This window comes from Glaciecola siphonariae (assembly GCF_042652645.1).
Lineage (GTDB): Bacteria > Pseudomonadota > Gammaproteobacteria > Enterobacterales > Alteromonadaceae > Glaciecola > Glaciecola siphonariae.
Genome location: NZ_JBHSGU010000002.1, coordinates 1,649,750 through 1,668,449 on the forward strand (window position 1 = coordinate 1,649,750; position 18,700 = coordinate 1,668,449).

Here is an 18,700-nt window from a genome sequence, read left to right on the forward strand (position 1 = left end):
GATTATTTTTTTGAAAGCCGAGCTGCATTATCTTCTGGTTTTGGGCACCAAGCAGAAGCAACTCATACTCTACAATTTAAAAGACGCAATTGATGATTTACCGGCAAATATGGGCATAAAAGCTCGGGGGCTATACTGACAATACCCATGTTTTTAAATCGTTTTAATGTTTAGCAAGCAAGTGATTTAACGAATACAAGTCTCTAGTTTGTGTTGTCTTTTTTCTTACTTCTTCAAGCGCTTGAGCTTCACTCATGTCGAATAAGGCATTAATTAAGCGATTAAAATGAGCATGCATGGCCAACCTAGCGGCTTGAGTATCTCGTCCTTTTAGAGCTTCATAAATTGCCTGATGCTCAAGTAAGCGGTCTTTGTCAGATTGACTACACACATTAGCATAAGCATTTTTAACCTGTGGAAGCGTGTCTCTCAACTCCCAAAAATTTTCGACTGCTAACAAAATTGCGTGATTTTTTGTGGCTTTGGAAATAATTAAATGAAATTCTCTATCTGCCGCCTCAGCTCCTACTCCCGATTTCATCACATTGAGAGTTGACTCTAAGGCGCTTAATTCCTCAGCAGTAATAGATTGTGCGGCAAGTGCTGCGGCTTCGCCTTCGACTAGCGCTCGTGCTTGCGTGAGCTCGAAGGCGCTGACCTTGTCGAGAGTTTCCTGCTCTTTTTGCTTGGGGTTTTCAAGCACGTAAACGCCGGAGCTGGTCTTTACTTCGACTCGCTGCATTACCTCTAGAGCAATAATCGCCTCTCTGATGGTTGGTCGACTCACATCAAAACTTTCAGCAAGCTCTCTTTCAGGTGGCAAGCGACTGCCTGGCGGGTATAGACCTGAATCAATCAGATTTTCAATTTTTTCCGCAATGAGCCAGAACATTCGACGTGTTTTCATGATAAACCCTTTTTTGTAAAATCACTTAGCACAGGTAATACGCTATAAAATTCACATATTAAACGATTAAGTCGCAACACATATATCATCAAAGAATACTATTTTTTTATGTTATTACCAATAATAAAATGATTGGTAATATGCATATGTGCCTCAAAACCCTCTGTGCTGTTGTGTGTAACCATTCATTAATTGCACACCCTAATTGATAAGAAGTGCATTAAGAAAACAACAAACCGCCATTAATATCGATATTTGTGCCCGTCATGTATGACGATTGCGGCCCAACTAAAAATGCGACAAGATTGGCAACTTCTTCAGCTGTGCCCTCACGTTTGACAGCGGTAGCGTTTGCGACTTTTTCGCGGACATCATCGTTTGTAAAGTCATCATGAAATTGCGTGCTGATCATGCCTGGGCAGACCGCATTTACACGAACTTTAGGGCCCAGCTCTTTTGCTAAAGCGCGTGTAAATGTGGTAATTGCCCCTTTAGATGTCGCGTAAGCAACAGCACCTGCACCTCCGCCATCACGTGCAGCTTGCGAGGAAAATGTTACGATACTGCCTCCCTCGGGTAAGTGAGGAATGACAGCTTTCGTCATTAAAAACAGGGATGACAAATTGAGATCAAGTACTTTGTGCCAATGCGATTCTTCCATCTCTTCAATTTTTTTTCTTGCCAGCAGGCCACCAGAGACGTGCACTAAGCTATCGATCTTACCAAATTTCTCAAGGGCCGTGTCTACGGTTTTTTGCGCGTGTTCAGCTTGAGTTAAATCAGCTTGTATGGCGATTGCGTCGCCACCGGCTGAGGCGATTTTATTTAGCACTTCATTCGCGCCAGTGGCACTTGCATGATAGGTGATAAGAACCTTCGCACCTTGCTTAGCCAATTCGAGTGCGCATGCCGCGCCTATATCTCGACCGCCTCCGGCAACAATAACGACTTTATCTTTTAAACTCATACTGTCTCCTATTAAGATTTAGCGCTTAAGGCGCCAATAAACTTGGCAGGAATGTACTGATGGGAGCGTACATCGTGACCAGAAAAAGTACGACTAACATACTGACGTACATCGGCAGCATGGGCTTGACCATTTTTTCTATTTTTGTCTTTGATACCGCGCAACTGACAAACAAAATAGCCCCTACAGGCGGGGTACATAAGCCGATACATAAATTCAAAATCATCATAATGCCAAACTGAAGTGGTTCTATTCCAATCGACACTGCTATTGGTAAAAATATGGGGGTAAAAATAAGTACCGCCGGCGTCATGTCCATAAATGCGCCTATTAGCAATAAAATGAGGTTGATGATCAGCAAAATAATCAGCGGATTTTCACTTATGACTAATAATGTATCGGTAAGTGCCTGTGGTAAATTCTCGTAAGACAACACCCACGAGAGGGCTGAAGAGGTGGCAATCAAAAATAGTACGATGGCGGTTGTTTCAACTGTTTTGGTAAGTATTTCACCAAACTTAGCCATATCAACTTCGCGATAAAAGCCGGCTGCTAGCACCAATGCGTAAATGACTGCAATTGCACCCGCCTCGGTCGGCGTAAAAATACCCGAAATAATGCCGCCCATAACAATAAAAATTAAGGCTAAACTTGGCACTGCCTGCCAAACACTCACTAACACAACCTTGAGCGGAAGTCGCTCAGCAGTAGCAAAGCCTTTGCGTTTTGCGTAAATCACGCAAAAAATCATCAAAGACAGCGCCACCAATAGCCCAGGAATGTATCCTGCTAAAAACAATGCTGAAATAGACACGCCCCCACTGGCAATTGCATAAATAATAAGAATGTTACTCGGTGGTATGAGAAGACCTGTCGTCGAAGCGGCAGCGGTAACCGATGCAGAGAATTCCGGGCTGTAGCCCGATTTTTTCATTTGCGGCACCATAAAGCTTCCAATTGCAGATGTAGCCGCCACTGCCGAGCCTGAAATCGCACCAAATAACGTGCATGACAGAACATTGACTAGCGCCAATCCGCCAGGAAAAGCCCCCAATAATGCCATAGCACAATTAATTAACCGCTTAGCTATACCGCCCTGAGCCATTATTTGCCCTGACAATATAAAAAACGGAATGGCCATCAGTGCAAAGCTGTTCACACCGTTAGTCATTCGCTGCGCCACCGTGGTAGCCGCAGGGAGAAAATCAATGGCCGTAACCATGAATAAAAAGGTCGACAGCCCAATTGCAAACGAAATCGGCACATTCATAAATAGCAGAAGAAAGAACAAACATAGTAAAAATACGACCGTCATTATTGCTTGTCCTTATTGTTTGCGTTTGTCATCTCAGATTGTTTGTCAATAGATTCGTCAGCCATAGCGGTATGGGCAAATTCATCATGCGCAACAATCTCGTAATTTGGTTCGATAAGTGCATCAATGGCATAGAGTAAAATTAATACACCGCTAAGCGGAACAACAGAGTAAACAAGGCTAATGTCTATCCCCATCACCGGCGATGATTGGCCTAGCTGTTCTGTCATATTCATCAGAGAAAAGCCGCCTATCATCATCACGCATATTGCAAAGCTAACAACGCATATATGGATGAATCGATACATCCATTTGCGATAAGTCAAACTGGCTTGTGTGTATATCATGTCGAGCCCTAAGTGGCTGTTATGTCGATAGGCATATACACAGCCCAATAAAGTAATCCAAATCAATAAAAAGCGCGCAAGTTCTTCAGTAAATGAGCTAGGGGCATTCAGTACATATCTTGAAAATACTTGCCATGTGACCACCGCTGTCACAATCACCAACAGGCTCTGAAGAAAGCGATTAAGCAGCGTATCTAATACATTCAAAAAAGATTTATAAACGTTCATCGTTTTGCCTCGATTCTGTCAAGGATGTCACCCACCGGTGTCCCTTTAAAGCTTTGCTTAAAGGATTCAACACGCTCTTGAAAAGGCGCTTTGTCGGGATAAATGATTGTGACGCCGGCTTGCTTTAAATTGGTAAGAGCAACTTCTGTATCGGCCTTCCATAAGGCGCGTTGATAGGTAACGGTTATGTCCATCGCCTCTTGCACCCACGTTTGCTGTTGGGCACTGAGACCTTGCCAGCGTTTCTCACTAAACATCACTATGCCTGGAATAGTGTTATGTTCATCGAGCGTAAAGTTTTTACATATTTCATAGTGTCTGGCTTTGTAATATGTGATGGCGCTATTTTCAGCACCATCTACTACGCCCTGCTGCAGTGCGGTGTAAAGTTCACCAAACGAAATTGGTGTAGCCGAAGAACCAAGCTCACGCATGAGTGCCACCGCTGACTGACTTTTCATGGTGCGAATTTTCATACCCGCTAAGTCATCTGGCGTATAAATGGGTTTGGGGCAGGTGTAGAAGCTACGGCTTCCGGCATCGAAAAACGCAACTCCCCGTAAATCCACATTTAATGGAGACAAGAGCAATTCTTGGCCTAAGTCACTGTTTACCACTCGCCAAAAATGGTCTTCATCGTCGAATACGTAAGGTAAACTAAAGATTTGAAGCTCAGGAACAAAAGACTCCACAGGCCCTACAGACACTTGCGCCATATCTAAGCTGCCAATCTGCATAAGTTCAATAAGGTCACGCTCAGCACCCAGTTGACCGCTAGCGTAGATTTTTACGTCCATTTGACCGTCAGAAATATCGTGGAGTTGCTGTTTGAAATAGTCTAGCGACTTGTGCATAGCGTGTTCTAGGTCGACCACATGACCCAGTCTTAGTACGGTGGTATTTTGCGTTTGCACGTTCGCAAAAAGTGCGATGCCTGAAATCAACACGCCTAACAAGAGCAACGACAATAATAGTTTATAACGAATTGCCATAGACATAATCCCAAAGTGTTTTAAAGCGCGCTTGGATAAATACTATCCAAAACGGAACTATTAATATTACCAAAATATAATAAATGACATTACCAATTAAACAATCGGATTACAATTAAAATTGTTAATTAGCTGTTAATAAGCTTCTATGCGTTAGCAATCTGCCCTCAAGCACTCTGCTGTAAAATGGGTGAATTCGCATCACGACACGCATCAGTAATCGCTTGCCAGTTTTGCTGCACAATCCATTGTTTTTGAGCGACCCATGTTCCGCCCACCGCAAATACGTTGTTAAGAGCAAGGTATTCATGCCTGTTTTGTGCATTTACTCCCCCCGTTGGGCAGAACTTAATTGCCTGAAACACCGACGAAATAGCGCTTAAAAACTTCACGCCGCCACTGAGAGCTGCAGGAAAAAGCTTTAATTCCTTAAAGCCCGCTTCGTACGCCATTAGAATTTCGCCAGTTGTAGACACGCCCGGCGCGGCGGGCAAGCCACACTCCTTAACAGCCTGCAAAAGACTCGCAGAAACCGCCGGTGTGATAATAAAATCAGCGCCAGCACTTAAAGCACTGCTCAAATGCTCTTGATTTAAAATGGTACCCGCGCCTACGTTTAATTCGGGTATTTCTTGTTTGATGGCACTCAAAGCTTCTAGAGAAACAGGTGTTCGAAGCACAATCTCAACCGAACCAAGTCCCGCTGCCGCCATGGCTTTTGCGGTCATTACTCCGCTATCTACTGTGTCGGCTTGAATAATCGGTAGCAGGGTTTGGCCAGCCATCAATTCAGAAAAACGTTTCATGTTATAAATCTCGTGAAGTTTGTTAAAAGATAAGATTGATTATTCACTGCTTAGGAGAGGCGACATGCCATCTGTAAAAGCTTCTTTGGGGGCAATGGCACCTGAATGTTGAATGACGATACTGGCTGCTTTTGCCGCAAGCGCTATCGACTTATCGATATCTAAGTCATTCATTCGCGCGCCCAAATAAACGCCATTAAAGGCATCGCCTGCCGATGTGGTGTCAACGACGTTCTGATTTGGGACAATAGTGTGATGTTCAATATGCCCTTGCGACAGGCTTAACACAGAATTTGGCCCATCTTTTACGACGACTTCTTTGATATCATGTGACTGGCAATATTCTATGACCCCTCGAGCATCGTTGATGCCATATAATGCAGATAAATCCTCTACCCCAGGCAGCGCTATTTGAGCCATCGAAAAGGCTTTATCGAAGGCGTACTTTGCCTCGTCGGTGCTTTGCCACATTCGCGCACGATAATTTGGGTCAAACACCAGTACTGCACCGGCGTCTTTTAAGGCACTCAATTTTTGCCAAAAGACTTCACGGTCTTGAGGCGCAATTACAGCCAGCGAAATACCTGAAAAAAATAATAGATCCCCTGCTTTAAACGCAGAAAGCACCTTTTTATCTAAAAATCTCGCAAGGGTTCTCGCTGCTGAATCACTGCGCCAGTATGTAAAGCTTCGCTCGCCTTTATCGTCTGTTTCAATCGCATATAAACCCGCATTTTTGTGCGGATGTCTAAACACCAGACCTGTATCGAGACCAGCCTGCTCAAATGCTTCGACCATTTCAGTGCTGAGCTTATCTTCACCTAAGGCGGTGACCATCGCGCAAGAAACTTTATTAAAACAGCGCTTTAAATACACTGCTGAATTGAATACGTCACCAGCAAACGATTGCCGCATATTTGTTTTATCTGTGCGGCGAAGCTCTATCATGCATTCACCTAAAAAAAAGATTTTATTCACTGACAAAGTCTTCACGCGCTGGGCTAAATGTGTCAATTAAAATACCGCCTGTAGGGCACACTGCCCCATGCTCTACATTAGGTGGTATGAGGCAGCTATCGCCAGGTTTTAAAACGCGTATGGTGCCGCCAATATTAAAATGAAACTCGCCCTCTTCCACGTAGGTAACCTGAGAGTGGCGATGCTTATGCACATAGCCCTCAGCACCTTTATCAAACCAAACCTTTACCGCCATAAGCTCTTCGTTATATCCAAGCATTTGGCGCTTAAGCCCATTCCCTAAGTCTTCAATTTCAGTTTTATCGGCAAATAAAAAATGCGCGCTTTGTTTTGGCATTTCATGCACTCCTAATGCTTATGTCGCCATTCACTCTATGTAAATGTCTGTTGTTTACTTGATAACCTGTTGTTTTGTCATGTCATGCACTGCAAGCTAGTCACTGTTATTGGGCGCAAATACATTACCGTTGATAATGGCGGTATGCGGTCCGTCTACACGCAACTCTTTCACTTTCGGCGCAGCCGTATCGGTAAAGCTGTTGTTGGTGATGCTTGTTTTTGGCTCACCCACCGTGTGCTCAACTACGATAGGTGCAGAATGCACAAACGTATTATCTGCTACTTTACTGCGTTGTACGCCATGCAGATAAAGACTCGCCGCAGCTTTATTCCGAGACCCTCGACCTACACTAGAGAAGGTGTTTTTATGCACTGTCAACAAGGGCCCGAAGGTACTCTCATCTGTGCCGCCTCGATATAGTTTGATTACACCACCGGCTACATTGCTAAAGCTATTTTGCGTAAGCGTCACGAATTCTGCGTTGTAAATACCCAAGTCTTCTATTTCAGAATCGAGTTTGAGCACATCACCGGTAATATCTTTAAACGTGTTGTTCGCCATGACAATACTGTCTGCAAATGCTCCTTTGCCGGTAACAAAAAAGTGAAATGAGTGGTTGATGTCCAAACTCTCAATAAGCGAATCGTATATTTCAAATCGATAGTTTTCGATCATGCCCCATTTTTTGGTGCGAACAACAGCATTCCCATGTGCATCGGGGCTGCTATCACCTGTAATATGCAAACCTTCAAGTTTTAAGCTTCCGCCATCACGAAGTTCAAATAATGCAGAGCGTTCAAACGCAATTTTAGTTTGGCCTTTTTGCTGTGCTTTGATGCTGAGTGTTTTATCGATAAATACGAGCTTTGGCATCACAAAAGCACCCGCTGCAATTTCGATGACATCACCCGACTTGGCCTTGTCTATTGCATCCAAAAGCGCGTCTGAGCTTGCATCTATTTGGTGTAATTTCCCGCTGTCGAAGGCGACAATCGCGGGTGTTTTTGCATACCAATCGACGCCGGTATCATCTCTAGAGAGCACCGTAATGTCTCGGCTCACTCCGCTTGTGACACTACTGTCGACAGGATATAGCAAGCCATTGTTAGCGCGCTTCATTGCAAGCTCGGCACGCGCAAAGCCAGCAGAAACTGGGCTAGGTAAGTCGAGATTACTAAGATTGTCACTAAACGCAATGCCGCTTACATCGTCAAACAAGCTAAAAGGCTGATTGCCATTTTTATTAAAAACAAGATTATGCGACATGCTGCTGTTGACTGGCACAGCACTTCGTTCAGCGTCACTGCCTGCTGCGAGGTGAATATGCTCAACGTTGATAAATGAATTATTGATGATCTGAGCGTTTTCGACTTGATGGTAACGATTAATCGATGAATTAGGCACACCATTCATTACCGTAAAACCACTGCCAAAGCGATAGCCAGTGAGGCCCTCAAGGTAATTATTGCGAATAATTTGGTCTTTGTTTATTACGCGGATGCCGCCAGTATGCTCAAGGCCATTCCCAAAAAATACATTGTTCTCAATAAGATTACCGTTGCCGTGACGAAGCGTCAGTGTGCCGCGTGCTTCAAAAAATACGTTGTTTTTGAGCGTATTTTTACCGGACTTAACTGAGATTATTTCAACTTCGCCGTTTGTCCGCTCAAAATAATTGTTTTCTACTAAGGCAAAAGAGTCGGTCAGCGAGTAATGACTTGTGCCAATGCGCAGTGTTTCTCCGCCATTTGAACCAAATGTAGGGCGATAGCCGAAGTAGTTATGGTCGATACGGTGATAATTTTCTTGGCTCGCTTCACTCGTCAAGCGAACTGCAACCGTAACGCCTTTGTTTCGTTTTCCAACGATATGATTATGGTCAAAACGATTGTGCTTGCCATACAACGCCACCCAATAGTCAGATTCCTGTTTATCGGGATTGTTGTAATTATCAATCACCGTATTGGTAACGCGAGAGTAGTAGGCATATTCGCCTTTAGTCTCGCGAAACTCAATAACTGAGCTGCTTGGTGTATACCCATTCTTAAACACTAAACCGCTTACAACAAGATACTGCCCAGCCATACGCAGATTAGACTGCCCCGATAAGATAACGCTACCGGGGGTTTCAGCTTTTAATGTGATAGGCGAGTCTTTAGTGCCTTGGCCTTTCAGCAGGATTTCAAAGTCATTCCAAACCCCATTTTTCAGCACAACTGTATCGCCAGCTCGTAGCTTAGAAGAGAGCTCTAAAAACACGTCCTTGTTATCAACATAGTGTTCTTTCGCTTGTGCAGACACGGCAAACACAAGCGAAATACACACAAAGCCAGTAAGCTTAAGTAATTGACTGAACATACTAAATTACTTAGTTAGCTGACGAAAATAATCGAAAATTTCTGGCACATTACCATTGCCCATTCCGGCATCAAAAGCTGCTTGTAAATTAGCTGATGAGCCTTCGGCGATTTTTGATTCGGTGCCAAGGTCCTCGACCATTTTCAAGAAATATCCCAAATCCTTATTTGCATTGGCAATCGAAAAGCCCAAGTCACTCACATTGTCTACCGCATAGTTTTTACAAAAGTGCATAAACGGTGAGTTAGACGGTCCGGTAGACATAATATCGAACAGTTGCTGTTTATTAACACCTGCCTTTTCAGCTACAGCGAAGGCCTGCGACATCGCACACACTGTGGTCATGCCCATAAAGTTATTAATGAGTTTAGTAGTGTGACCCGCACCTAGCTCCCCCAAATGAAACACGTTTTCGCCTTGTTCGTCCAAAACCGGCTTTACCTTCTCAAAGGTAGCAATATCGCCCGATGCCATAATATTCAGCAAGCCATCTTTTGCATGAGCAGGCGTTCTACCCAGTGGCGCGTCTATCATGCCTACGCCTTTGGCCGCTAGATCAGCGCCAATTTTGCGCGTGGATGACGGAATGGACGTACCGAAATCGATTAATGTAGAGCCCTCTCTTATGCCTGCTAAGATACCGTCATCGCCATAAATGACTTTTTCAACAATGGCTGAGGTTGTTAAACAAAGCATCACTATGTCAGCTTCACTTGCTAGTGTCTTAGCACTCGTTGCTGAGCTTGCTCCGTTTTTAGTACATGCTGCTACAGCGTCTGGGTTTAAATCCATTACGCAGACTGAATAAGCTCTAGTTAAAAGGTTTTGCACCATATTGCCGCCCATAAGGCCTAGGCCGATAAAGCCGATAGTTGGTTTTGACATAATTTTTTCCTTCTTAAATCTATATAAAATTTCAGTTAATGGTTCTGCAAATACTGAAATTGACGCAGAGCATTGTTGCTTTAATCCAGTGATGCAAAAGATGCTGTTAAACAAGACTGCTGGAGACTCTGCCAAGAATACTATGAGCCAAACAGTAGTTTTTACTATCCAATTTGTCAACCAATATTAAATAATTGGATATATTTAATGCATGTTTTTTGTTTTAGAGCAGCACACTTACTTGCTCTTTTTCTATTTAACCTGAATCCTGTTTAAGGAATGGTGCAACTGCTTGTATCACTTGAGTTAATTTACTCAAATGCTCACGGAGCTGTGATGTAGGCATATGGCCCCTCCCAGCGATAGTTTTTTGAGCCAATCGTCAATGTATGTTCACGTGTTTTTTCAGCATCTAGGTTCGATACAACAAATAGCTGCGTTTTACCTTTGACATCCTCAATGCGAACGGCGGTGTATGCCTTGTCATCATGCAAGAGCTCGAGTGACTTTATCGCGCTATTGGAATTCAGTGAGAGTTCGGTGACTGGACTGTACGAACCGTGTGGCTCGACGATTGTGACAAATACAGTATCTTGAGTATTATTGCGGCGAAGCATAACGCCCGGTTCGCTGCGTAAGTTGAAATCTGGATCGTTGGCACCAATACGCGTCATCAATATCTCATCAGATGGCGCGGTTAAGGTACTCAAGGTGTAAAACTTACCTTCATGTAACCACGAAAACTGAGTCGTATCTGCTGAGGGTTTACCTGTAGCCTCAAGATAAAGGTGCTGATAACCATTTTTATCGCCTAATGGCGATAGGCTAGAAGGTTTGATGTAATCAAAGTTAGTTTGAATCACCTGACCAAAGTAATAAAAGGGTAAATCGTAATCGTGCGCTTTTTTTGCAGAGACCTTCATAATGTCTAACATAAACGGTTCTGAAAAATCATTCGCGTTTATGAACGCAATAGTGCGGTGCATGCGCGTGCCCGGATAAGCGTTGGTTTCTAGCGCACTGGCCACTTGTACCTTCTCGTCGTGATCAGCGTAAAAGTGCAAATCAGAATGATGCTGACTGCCCGTTTTATAATCACCGCCAAAGTGCATCTCTTGGTTTTGTGACAGAGTATTGTGGGCAATGGTTGATTTTGCCCAGCTTGCATTCTCTTTTAAGTAATTGCCGCCGCCCTTTTGCCCAACATTGACAAATCGCACTAGGCCGTAGTCTTGCAGTACTTCTGTACCTTTTCGATATAACGAGAATGATAGCTTATCGTAATGACCATGACTTAAGCCTTGGGCTGCATATTTGAAGACTGCGGTAAGGTCCTCCTGGCCACTTCTTAATACGGCGACGCCACCTTCATCGCCATTCGCGCCATCGCTCAGGTTAACTGAATGCTTAGTGTAGGGCTCAGCCATGTTTGCTTGCACCCCTATCGCAACCGCTAAGCCTGTTTGGTCTAATAAGACCTCATTCTGTTTTTCAGCGATGCTCAAAAGCTCAGGGTTTTGATTTCCGTAATAGTAGCCGATGTTTACCGCAGTCACTAAAGAGGGCGTGAAATAAGACATGCCTTTTTGACCGTCGTTTAAAGGGAAAAAGTCACCGTCTGCATCAGTAAGATTGAGAAGAGCATCAATACCCTTCAGCAGAACATTGTCTTTGTGCTGCAGTACGCCATACTCTGGCAGCTTATTTTGCATTGCAGTGGCGAATATCAAAAACGGATACATCGCATAACGCTGATAATATGGACCTTCTGTGTAGTATCCATCAGGCGAGAAAGGCTCTTCCAGATTGGCCAAAAAGCCTCGCTTTTGATTTTCAGATTTGATTGTGCCGCCGTCATCATCAACCCCACCGACGGCCAGCCCGTCATCTTGGATACCGTACAGAGCACGCTGAATTAGCGCTTGGTCATCCATGACTAAACCAATCATCCCCACTGCCGCATTACCCCAGGTACTATGGTTGTGGATGCGGTTGTAAAAAGCTGGGTTGGCAAGCGAGATATAGTCTGCAAAGGGACGAAACAAATTGTTTTCTAATTTCTCACGTTCTTCGCTAGACAAAAAATCGTATATCGTATCGTAAGCTTGGCTCATGAATACGAGCCAATTGCTGTCATTCAAGCATTGCCAGAACAATTTTCCCGGTGCATAGGAACGCACCTGTGGGTGCACGGGAAGGTCTTTGTACATAGCTTCGTACTGTAAAAGCATGTCGCGCACATATATTGCGTATTTTTCGTCTTGCAAAATTTGGTAGAGGGCACCGGCCTGTTGCGCAATAACAAAATTTTGTTTATGACGATAATGTGTATAGCCACCCGAAAAGTCTTTTGGGATAGGCGTATCGATACCCAAGGCAATTTCTTTGTCGACCTCTGCTTTGATCTTTTCGACGGTGGCGTCAAACAGGGGTACTTTGCCCAGATTGTCTCGGATTTTCTCAACGCCTTCTTTGGTGAGAATCAAGCTCGGATGTTCTTTAGCATTCAAGGCATTGGCGAACACAAAAACAAAGATACAGAATGTAATTAATGTCGCTTTAAACAACTTGCTAAACATATTGTGAACCCTTTAAACAGTAAATCAATCTCGTGCCATAAACTCGTGATGAATAAAAGAGGCATGTCATTTAAAGCGACATACCTCTTGCTTTTGTAACAATGCTAGTAAGTGTAGCTAATACCGAAAGTAATACGACGGTCTGCTAAGCCTTCAAAACAAAGTAATGCGCCTTCGTTTACACAAGATTGCGTAATACCTTCTTTGGTTAAATTAACCGCTTCAAGACCAACATTAAGCTGTTCAGTAACGTCGTAGTTAATGCTCGCATTTAACTGCCCTCGGTCGTGAGTATACACAGGGAAACCTAGAGTCGAGTTACGAGATGCGCCAGCTGCCGTATCATCGGTACGAAAGGCTTCACGCCATGTGTATCTGAAGCGTGCGCTCAGGCCATATTTCTCATAGTAAGTCGTGATGTTGTAAGCATTTTCAGAAAAATCGAGAAGCCCTTGAACCGCCGTTACTTTTTGAAAGTTGTTGCTGTCGTATATGCCGTTAATCGCGTTAAAAATATCGGTACCGCGCGTAGCAGACTCATTCTCAATTGAACCGCCCGAATACTCCTGAATGGTATAGTTAGCAATAAAACCGAAGCCTGAAGCCCAGCCTAGCTCATCTTCAAAGCTTGAAAGGTCATACTGCACAGCCATTTCCCAACCAGTTTGGCTGGTTTTAGCAGAATCGTTTACTTTTGATTGCAAATCTACGCAAATGCCCGTGGTGCCAAGTGGCGCAAGAAAATCATCACCCTCAGCAATAGGGTTGAAGAAACCACCGCCTGGACACGAAGGGTTAGTGCTGCGAAAACCATTTCCGTCGACCGGAGCACTGCTTAATTGGTCAACAAACAAATTGCTTATTTCTTTGTCAAAGTAACCAATACTGACGACTGCTGCTTCAGCAAAATACCATTCTGCGGCTAAATCCAATGTTGTGATTTCTTGAGGCTCTAAACCAGGGTTACCGATATTAACCGAGGCATTCACGTTAGTAATTAAGCTCACTGAGGTATTAAGGTCAGAAAAGTCAGGGCGACGAATGTCTTGTCCCCAACCTAGGCGCAATACAACATCATCGTGAGGTGTGGCGACAATATTCAAACGCGGCAGAGTAAAGTTATAATCGCCCGAAACAGTCGTTAGATTTGCGCCGTCACTGGTAATAGTATTACCCGTTGAATCAACATCTGTTTGAATGTGACGTACACCAAAATTACCCATTACATACTCAAACTCAAAGTTTGCTTGTGCATACAACGCGTGCGTTTCTTCTTCTATGTTGAAAAAGGCTGCTGCAGACGGCTGTAAGTTAGCTAGGTCAGGCGAAGAGTCATGCGCGATAAGTGCGGCTTCAAGTGTAGAAATAACAAAATCTGGGTCTTCGAATGATAAGTCTGGGTCGACAATTAAGAAGTTTCGCAAGGCTAACTCACGGCCATCTGCATCACCAAAATTACTAGGTCCGGCGACTAATAAGTTTGCAAACAAGCTACCGTTAGGGCTGTCTACCATTCTACTAAATCCGCCAATACGGTCTGACACATCATTGAACGTGCTTTCACGCTTGCTGAAACGATAACCAAAGTCCACCGAATTAATCACAAAATCGTCGAAGAAGTAGGTAAAGTCTGTGCGTAATGCATCGAGCTTGTTTTCTGTGGTGTCGCGACCAATGTCGACTTGGTCGAGTACTACATTGTTTGGATTAAGCAAATCGTCTACAGAGGGCGCAAAAGGTGAATCGAAATTAATGCCAAAGGTAAGTGAGCCACCGGTAAGGTCGTAGATAAAAGGAACCGAGTTGTCATTACTTGTACTGGCGGTGATATTGCCATTTTCGTCTAAATTGTCTAGAGGCGCATTTGGGTTAATAAAGTTAAGCTGAGTGCTCAAATTAGGGTTAACAGTGTCTGACTTAGAAGACGATATTTCAGCACTTACAAACAAGTTGTCGCCTTGCCACTCACCGCCTAACCTAAACAAGGTCGTATCGGTAAGGCGAGCGCCAGTGTCGCTGTTAAAACGAAGATTCGGGTCGTCATCATCTACAGCAAGATTCGGTTCAATTGTTCCTCGCACAGCTGCTTGAATGCTGCCGAGTTCTACACCGTCTAAGGAGCCAAAATTCACGGTTTCAAAAGCTGTAGGCAAATTATAATTTAAGACGCTGCTTACACCTGAGCCCTGCACTCGAGTCGAATCCTGACGACGTTCTTGGTCAGTATACACAACATCAAAATAAAACTTTGTGTTGTCATTAGGTGCATACTCAAAGGTGCTTGAAATGTTGGTCGTGTCGTATTCAAAATTTTCAAGCTCTTGGTTTAAAAACTGAATATCTAAGAAATCAAAATCCTGACACACAGGTCTATTCGCGACGTCCTCAACATTATCACCACGCACTACAACAGCGTTACAGTTTTCGACTAAGCTGCCGTCGCGGTCAACACGAGGGCGAAATGAAGTGGCTTCTTGCTCGGTAACGCTGCCACTTATCACAAAACCAAATGTGCCAGCGTCCACATCCCAATTATCGCCATAGGCAACGGAAAAACGTGGTTGGATACCGTCGGTGGTAAGACTGCTATCTTCGCCCTGCACTCTTACGTTAATGAGCGTGTCGTTTAGCTCAAGGGGACGAATTGTGCGCAAATTCACGGTACCACCTACAGAGCCTTCGATGGTTTTTGCTTCAGCGGCTTTGGTTACTTCAAGCCCAGCAATAATCGACGCTGATACATCTTCAAAACTGATACCGCCGCGGCCTGTGCCTGCACCAACGGTTTCTACACCGTTGATCAGCACATTATTTGAATTAGAACCACGGATTTGAACGCCTGTGCCTACACCGGCAGTACGAGTGATTTGTATACCGGTAATGTTTTCTAGTACTTCGGCAAGGTTTTGGTCTGGCAATTTACCAATATCTTCCGCCTCTATGACTTCTACGAGATTGGTAGACGAGCGTTTTTCAGAGAGCGCGCTCGTAAGCGAACTGCGAATCCCTGAAACTTCTACCACTTCGACTTGGTCAGTTGTGCTTGCACCATCGTTTGCATTTGCTTGAGCCATTGCCAAATTGCCCGTGCTGATAGAGGTTGCCGAGAGCAAGGCCAGAGTAATTTTTGAAAGCTTGTGTGTCATAATTTTTCCTGTGTGTTGATTTCTTGTCTGGGCAAACATCAAGCAAGTTCTATGATTTCGAATCCTTTTCACAGAACTTACTATGCCGGATAATGCAAGTTGTAAGTTAAAGTATTGTTTAAATGTTACATCCCGTTAACCAGATGATTACAATATATCGAATAAAGGTCAACCATTTATTTTACCAAATTTATTTTTATCACTTTCATTGGTAATACAACCTAGTCAGAAAACAAAACATTCAGTGAAAAATTAACTTAAGTGTTTCGAGTAAATCGAGTTCATTTATGTGCTTGTTTTTAGATTGTGAGCCCTTAAAAATAGCTCAGTTCTGTTAAGAGATTACGATTATTTATGAGACAAAGTCGTGTCTGCAAACCTTGTTTCTATTGGGCGTAGACTATCGAAAGAAATTATTAGCAGTAGCTGAATGATTGGTTTGAGGGCAGCTGAGAAGCAATTACTCAGCAATAACAATCGAAAATGCCTTATTGAAAATATGCTCTGTGACAAAGCACGAGTGAAAAGGTTAACCAATTTGCAAACAAAGCAATAAACTTTATACGGGGTTTGATTTATGCACTTGCTCAAACTTACAAGTTACTCACATTTACAAATTGCCCACACTTACAAAACAGTAAGGGCCGCAATTGCGTTGAATATATGAAATTTCACATATAGTATATTTTGTGCGTGTTGTTAGGTACATGGAATATCTTACAGTAAGAGCGTCGCGGCAAATGCATGTAATACCAACTGCATAAGCAGTTATCTGATTGGCCTAGAACGGTCATTAGCAATAATCGTGGAATCAACTTCTATTATTTACTATTTTACTGGCGCATCGTTTAAGCACACTGTTTAAGCTCAAGGCATTCAAGCAACAGGTTTCGCCCTGCTATTTTTAAGGAAAACAAATGAAAATTCTTTATATCTGCACACATAACAGATGCAGAAGTATTTTATCTGAAGCTATTACAAATCATGTCGCAGGCGACCGTATTGTAGCTAAAAGTGCAGGAAGTCAGCCGTCGGGCGCAGTACATCCGCTGTCTATCCAATTTCTTAAAGAAGCTGATATTTCTGTTGTAGGTCTGCAAAGTCAATCATGGGATGAGTTTGAGGATTTTAAACCAGACGTGGTTGTGACAGTTTGTGACGCGGCCGCTCAAGAAACCTGCCCAGTATGGTTTGGCGATTCTATAAAAGTGCATTGGGGGCTTGCTGATCCGTCTAAAATTGAAGGTAGTGAAGAGGAAAAAGCACAAGGTTTTCGAGCATGTATTGCCCAAATTATTGAGCGAGTAAACACATTAATTCCAATAGCCGAGAAAGACCTTACTGCTAGCGCACTCAAATCTGAATTGGCAAAGTTAGGCGCGCAATAGATAATGCGTTAGGGCATCAGCCCTGCTGTATAAACCCAGTCACATCAGCCCGGTCTCGTCAGCCAAGTCATAGGGACTTTCATTCATACCTACCTAGAGTTAATCACATTTTAGGCCATTATGCAGTGCCTTAGTAATGTCCAAATACAGGTTTGCGTGGTTTTTTACGCGAGTTTGCTCTAAGGCCTCTGAGCCAAGATGAGCTTCTTCTAAATCAATTGCGGCCTGCTGTAAATCTGCCGTCAGTTTTTGAAGGGCGTTTTCAAGGGTGTAGCTAATTTCATGGACTTTTAGCATACCTTCTACGCTGATTTCATCTTGCGTGACAATGTCTTGTAAGCGTGAGTTATACTCTTGAATACGGCAAAGCGCCTGTGCGGAACTTTCAGACTTTAACGCAGGGAAATGCTTGTATTCATCGTCAGCATTGGCTGAAAAATTTGCTGCTAGTGCTATAAACGCCGCGAGTACTATTCGTTTTTTATACATGTTTATCCTACCTACTTTACTTGTTGGAGACTCGAGATATTAGCCTAACATTTAAAAAATGCAAATAGAAATTATTATCATTACGGTGTAGTAATATGGATGCTTTGAGTAACTTTCAGCAATAATGGAAAGCGCGCTTAAATTTAAAGATGGGAAAGCGCCAGCAAACGCTCAGAAACTAGCTAAATCGGTGTATATGTTTTTTGAGCACTACAAAATCGGCCCAGCAGATTCGCTTTGCTAGTTTATCTTGTGATACAAACTAATAAACGCGAATACAACTTAGGCCTCTTAACTCGATAGAAAAATTTTGGGCTGAACATTACATTTTTATTGTTTATGACGGCGCGTATTATTATTGCGTGAGTATAAAATTAAATAAGCCGCCAAATGACGAAATGGACGCCTAAGTGTATCCGGAGCAGTGCGAGACTAGATAGGTGCATACATCCGGTTCAATAATTAGTGCTATGACAAGATACTTCAACAATGCGTTGCTCTATTAATAAACATGAATGTTCGCTATCAACAGCCCAGGTTTCAAAAGACATGATGTAGCGATCATTATTCATAGGCCATCTAGCGCTTATGCTAATCGAATCAGTTTTTGAATGGCTAATTTGACCTTTATAATCACTAAAGCTGCTTAAATTAAAAGCACTAAACTGCTCCCAAAAGAGTTGTATGTCTTCTTGCCCAAGATACAACTCTTTTGCAGGACCCTCTAGCATTGCAAAAGGCTCATAGAGCGCTGCGCTTTTTGCAAAATTTTTTGTTTTAATGAATCGATGTAAAGAGCGGCTATTTTCTAGCGCAATTTCATAAGGTGCTTTTTCGATATTGAGTGCGAGCATAGTCATTAATCTTCTCTATTTGTTTATAAAATAGGGGCTGTCCCTAGCGTCTCGACGATGTCTTACGAGAACCATTTTATTATCGCAAATTAGCCATACAAACACTGTGGAGAAAGTGTGG

Annotated in this window: 15 protein-coding genes; 1 reads left to right on the forward strand and 14 read right to left on the reverse strand. The window is 43.3% G+C overall.

Features of this window, described 5'->3' with window-relative positions:
• Positions 1 to 163: 163 nt before the first annotated feature.
• The 12 genes from ACFO4O_RS08650 to ACFO4O_RS08705 form a co-directional block, all read right to left on the reverse strand.
• Positions 164 to 907 (reverse strand): FadR/GntR family transcriptional regulator, encoded by a 744-nt coding sequence (locus ACFO4O_RS08650; RefSeq protein ID WP_382407453.1) that lies wholly within the window; start codon positions 905 to 907, stop codon positions 164 to 166.
• Positions 908 to 1,127: 220 nt separating this feature from the next.
• Complete coding sequence (locus tag ACFO4O_RS08655) at positions 1,128 to 1,874, reverse strand: SDR family NAD(P)-dependent oxidoreductase (RefSeq protein WP_382407455.1); 747 nt, start codon at positions 1,872 to 1,874, stop codon at positions 1,128 to 1,130.
• Positions 1,875 to 1,899: 25 nt separating this feature from the next.
• Entirely contained in the window at positions 1,900 to 3,189 is a 1,290-nt protein-coding gene (locus ACFO4O_RS08660; protein WP_382407457.1) for a TRAP transporter large permease, read from the reverse strand.
• On the reverse strand, positions 3,189 to 3,764 hold the full coding sequence (locus ACFO4O_RS08665) for a TRAP transporter small permease (RefSeq protein ID WP_382407459.1): 576 nt from the start codon (positions 3,762 to 3,764) through the stop codon (positions 3,189 to 3,191). Before ACFO4O_RS08665 ends, ACFO4O_RS08660 begins: the two co-directional genes overlap by 1 nt.
• The gene (locus ACFO4O_RS08670) at positions 3,761 to 4,756 is read right to left on the reverse strand and encodes a TRAP transporter substrate-binding protein (RefSeq protein ID WP_382407461.1); all 996 of its coding nucleotides are present in this window, start codon (positions 4,754 to 4,756) and stop codon (positions 3,761 to 3,763) included. Before ACFO4O_RS08670 ends, ACFO4O_RS08665 begins: the two co-directional genes overlap by 4 nt.
• A gap of 167 nt (positions 4,757 to 4,923) precedes the next feature.
• Positions 4,924 to 5,562, reverse strand: a complete 639-nt coding sequence (gene eda / locus ACFO4O_RS08675; RefSeq protein WP_382407463.1) for a bifunctional 4-hydroxy-2-oxoglutarate aldolase/2-dehydro-3-deoxy-phosphogluconate aldolase — start codon at positions 5,560 to 5,562, stop codon at positions 4,924 to 4,926.
• 39 nt (positions 5,563 to 5,601) lie between these two features.
• Entirely contained in the window at positions 5,602 to 6,540 is a 939-nt protein-coding gene (locus tag ACFO4O_RS08680; protein WP_382407465.1) for a sugar kinase, read from the reverse strand.
• A complete protein-coding gene (locus tag ACFO4O_RS08685) occupies positions 6,533 to 6,877 on the reverse strand; it encodes a cupin domain-containing protein (RefSeq protein WP_382407467.1) in 345 nt (114 codons plus the stop codon). Before ACFO4O_RS08685 ends, ACFO4O_RS08680 begins: the two co-directional genes overlap by 8 nt.
• A 96-nt stretch (positions 6,878 to 6,973) precedes the next feature.
• Complete coding sequence (locus ACFO4O_RS08690; protein ID WP_382407469.1) at positions 6,974 to 9,238, reverse strand: chondroitinase-B domain-containing protein; 2,265 nt, start codon at positions 9,236 to 9,238, stop codon at positions 6,974 to 6,976.
• A gap of 6 nt (positions 9,239 to 9,244) precedes the next feature.
• On the reverse strand, positions 9,245 to 10,123 hold the full coding sequence (locus ACFO4O_RS08695) for an NAD(P)-dependent oxidoreductase (protein ID WP_382407470.1): 879 nt from the start codon (positions 10,121 to 10,123) through the stop codon (positions 9,245 to 9,247).
• Between the two features lie 323 nt (positions 10,124 to 10,446).
• A complete protein-coding gene (locus ACFO4O_RS08700) occupies positions 10,447 to 12,702 on the reverse strand; it encodes an alginate lyase family protein (RefSeq protein ID WP_382407472.1) in 2,256 nt (751 codons plus the stop codon).
• A 104-nt stretch (positions 12,703 to 12,806) separates the two neighbouring features.
• A complete protein-coding gene (locus ACFO4O_RS08705) occupies positions 12,807 to 15,848 on the reverse strand; it encodes a TonB-dependent receptor (protein WP_382407474.1) in 3,042 nt (1,013 codons plus the stop codon).
• Between the two features lie 917 nt (positions 15,849 to 16,765).
• On the opposite strand from ACFO4O_RS08705, the gene ACFO4O_RS08710 reads away from it, so the two are divergent.
• Positions 16,766 to 17,236: an arsenate reductase ArsC gene (locus ACFO4O_RS08710; RefSeq protein ID WP_382407475.1), complete on the forward strand. Its 471-nt coding sequence runs from the start codon at positions 16,766 to 16,768 to the stop codon at positions 17,234 to 17,236.
• Between the two features lie 99 nt (positions 17,237 to 17,335).
• Here the strand turns inward: ACFO4O_RS08710 and ACFO4O_RS08715 are convergent, their stop codons facing one another.
• Positions 17,336 to 17,725, reverse strand: a complete 390-nt coding sequence (locus ACFO4O_RS08715; RefSeq protein ID WP_382407477.1) for a DUF6746 family protein — start codon at positions 17,723 to 17,725, stop codon at positions 17,336 to 17,338.
• A gap of 455 nt (positions 17,726 to 18,180) precedes the next feature.
• Positions 18,181 to 18,585 (reverse strand): hypothetical protein, encoded by a 405-nt coding sequence (locus ACFO4O_RS08720; protein WP_382407479.1) that lies wholly within the window; start codon positions 18,583 to 18,585, stop codon positions 18,181 to 18,183.
• Between the last annotated feature and the right edge of the window lie 115 nt (positions 18,586 to 18,700).